Source organism: Actinomadura sp. 6K520 (assembly GCF_004349245.1).
Classification (GTDB): domain Bacteria; phylum Actinomycetota; class Actinomycetes; order Streptosporangiales; family Streptosporangiaceae; genus Spirillospora.
Window position 1 is genome coordinate 1 of sequence record NZ_SMLC01000355.1, and the last position, 2,650, is coordinate 2,650.

At 73.4% G+C, this 2,650-nt stretch carries 2 protein-coding genes and 1 pseudogene; all 3 read right to left on the reverse strand.

Going from position 1 to position 2,650, the window contains the following annotated elements; translation table 11 throughout:
• The coding region (locus E1289_RS37205; protein ID WP_131988827.1) for a hypothetical protein at positions 1 to 524 on the reverse strand (524 nt) is incomplete at its 3' end.
• 184 nt (positions 525 to 708) lie between these two features.
• A complete protein-coding gene (locus E1289_RS37210; RefSeq protein WP_243713466.1) occupies positions 709 to 2,118 on the reverse strand; it encodes an aldehyde dehydrogenase family protein in 1,410 nt (469 codons plus the stop codon).
• A 141-nt stretch (positions 2,119 to 2,259) separates the two neighbouring features.
• A pseudogene (locus E1289_RS38740) lies at positions 2,260 to 2,650 on the reverse strand (hypothetical protein); the annotation flags it as partial.

Below are 2,650 nucleotides of genomic sequence, written 5' to 3' on the forward strand. Positions count from 1 at the left end.
GAGCCGGGCGGGCGGGGCGCGTCGACGCCGAACCGGGCGCGCGGGCCCGGGGGAGCGGTGAGGAAGTCCTCCAGGTCCGCGATCTGCGAGAGCAGGACCCGCTCCCAGTCGGCGTATCCCTCGGGCTCGTCGCCGGGCAGCGACAGGTCCTTGCCGCTCCAGGCGGGGTCGAAGTCGGCGGGCGGGGTCGTCGCGGCCGCGGCGAACATCGCCGCCACGTCGTCGGGCTCCAGGTCGGGCCGGCCGGCGAGCGGGGTGCCGACCTTCCACAGCGAGCGCAGGAACGCCGACAGCGACCAGGACGCCGCCCTTGCCTCCTGGCCGAGCTGCAGGAACACCAGATACAGGTCGCGGTTGGTGCGGACGGCGGGGCCGGGCGGCCCCTCGACCCAGTACACCTGCCGGTGCCGGGGGCCGCTCTCGAAGACGAGGACCTGCGCGAGCGCCGAGATCCGCGAGTCGTGCGCGGCCACGTGGAACGTGTTGCCGATGTCGTCCCGGCGCATGACGTCCCAGGTCTGCATCCGTGCCTCCACGGTCGGCGGTGCGGTGACACGAGCCCGCCCCAGAAAGTGTCCCATTCCGCGGGCCGACCACCAGTAGTGGCCATGTCACTTTCCGGACTCGAAGTCGTGGCTTCCCGCACAGGAAGTACGCGCCGAAATGGGGTAGGGGCCCGGCCTCCGGCCGGGCCCCGCGCTCCTCCGCTCAGTGCTTGGAGCGGTGCACGACCTGCATTTCGGTGAACCCGTACAGGCCCCACGGGCCGTTCTCGACGCCGACGCCGCTCCACTTGAACCCGCCGAACGGCTGGTGCGGGGCGAGCGCCAGGTGCGTGTTGACCCAGGCGGTGCCGCACTCCAGCCGCCCGGCGATCTCGGCGGCCCGGTCGGCGTCGGCGCTCCACACCGAGCCGGACAGCCCGAAGTGGGTGCCGTTGGCGCGCGCGAGGGCCTCCTCGACGTCGGTGTACTTGATGATCGGCAGGGCGGGGCCGAACTGCTCCTCGTCCACGATGCGGGCGCCGTCCGCGACATCGGCGAGGATCGTGGGCTCGAAGAAGTAGCCGGGCCCGTCGATGGGCCTGCCGCCCGCCGCAGCCCGCGCGCCGCCCGCGAGCGCGTCGGCGACCAGCTCGCCGACCCGCTCGTACTGCGGCCTGTTGTTGATCGGCCCGTACTGGACGCCCTCCTGCAGGCCGTCGCCGACCTTGGCGGCCTTCGCCCGCTCGGCGAGGGCGTCCACCACGTCGCCGTAGAGCGCCTCCGGGACGTACACGCGCTTGATGGCCGAGCAGACCTGGCCGTTGTTCTGGAACGCGCCCCCGAACAGCTTGTCGGCGATGGCGGCGGGGTCGGCGTCGTCCAGCAGGATCGCCGGGTCGTTGCCGCCGAGCTCCAGCGTCACGCGCTTGAGGTCGGGCGCCGCCGCCGCGGCGACCCGCTTGCCGGTGGCGACGCTCCCGGTGAAGCTGATCTTGCGCGGGACGTCGTGCGAGGTCATCCAGGCGCCGAGCTCGTCACCGCCGGTGACCACGTTCAGCACCCCGGGCGGCAGGACGTCCCGCAGGACCTCGCCGAGCTTGAGGCTGGACAGCGGGGTGAACGGGGACGGCTTGAGCACCATCGTGTTCCCGGCGAGCAGCGCCGGGGCGAGCTTCCAGATCGCGAGGAGCAGCGGGTAGTTCCAGGGGGTGATCGCCGCGACGACGCCCATCGGGCGGCGGACGACCTCGACGAGCGCGTTGTCGTCGTCCTGGATGACCTCGCGGGGCAGTTCCAGGTCGGCGAAGTACTTCAGCCACACGCCCGCGCCGACGACCTCCATCGTCGCGTCGCCGAGCGGCTTGCCCTGCTCCAGGGTCAGGATGCGGCCGATCTCCTCGGACCTGGCGAACATGATGTCCGCCGCGGCCAGCAGCGCCTTGCGCCGCGCGGACTCGTCGCGGCGCCACTCCGCGTAGGCGGCCTGCGCCGAGGTCATCGCCGCGTCCAGTTGCTCCCGGGACGCGTCGGGCGCCTGTTCGGCCACCTCCCCGGTCGCCGGATTGATCACGCCGAAGGTCGCGGGCGCGTCCACGGCCTGGCCGTCGATGGTCATCGAGTACGTCTCTGACACCGTTGATCCTCCGCTCAGGGGCTTACCGAATGAGATTCAGTATTCACCCTCCCGCCCCCTTCTGACGAGACCGGGCGGGCGTACGCGGGCCGGGCGCCCCGCGCTGCCGCGGGGCGCCCGGCTCGCCAGGGTTCCGGCCGCTCAGGCGGCGAAGATGCGGTCCAGCAGGTCGCGGTAACCGCGCAGCGCCAGCCGGAGCCGCTCGGTGTCGGCGTTCTCCCGGTCCGCCAGCCCCTCGGAGAGCTTGCGCCGGTGCTCGGCGATCGCGCGCCCGAGGGCGTCGACGGCCTCGGAGGCGAGGTCGTCCGCCTTGCGCACGGAGTCGCCGGGGTCGTCGATGAACGCGGACTGCACGTCCCGCCAGCGCTCCTTGAACCGGTCGGACTCGGCGGGGTCGAACAGCTTCGCCGGGGGGCCGCCGGGGGACCGCTTCCCGGCCGGGGCCGTGCCGGGTGCCGTGCCGCCGGGCGCGGGCCTCCGGTCGGGGGCGGTGTCGGGGACGGTCTCGGGCGCGTCCAGGACGGGGGATTCG